Annotated in this window: 1 pseudogene; it reads left to right on the top strand. The window is 53.6% G+C overall.

The features are described from left to right. Positions 1–208: pseudogene (locus tag SB724_RS21120) on the top strand (IS5/IS1182 family transposase); the annotation flags it as partial. Positions 209–252 lie beyond the last annotated feature (44 nt).

Genomic DNA, 252 nt, shown 5'->3' on the forward strand with positions numbered 1-252 from the left:
GGCGTGGGCCAATATTCCAGCAAAGCGAAACCGCAAGGAGAGCTTTCCGTTCAGCCCATGGGTCTATAGGCAGCGAAACCTCGTCGAGCGATTCTTCAACAAGCTCAAGCAGTTCAGAGGGATTGCCACTCGATATGACAAGGACCCCCAAAACTTCCTAGCAGCCGTAAAACTACTCGCCACCCGCATCTGGATCAGGTCGTTATGAGTCTACGCCCTAGAATCCGGCTTGAACGCGACCAGCACCGATTT

It is taken from the genome of Bacillus sp. SIMBA_031 (assembly GCF_046535225.1).
Classification (GTDB): domain Bacteria; phylum Bacillota; class Bacilli; order Bacillales; family Bacillaceae; genus Bacillus; species Bacillus velezensis.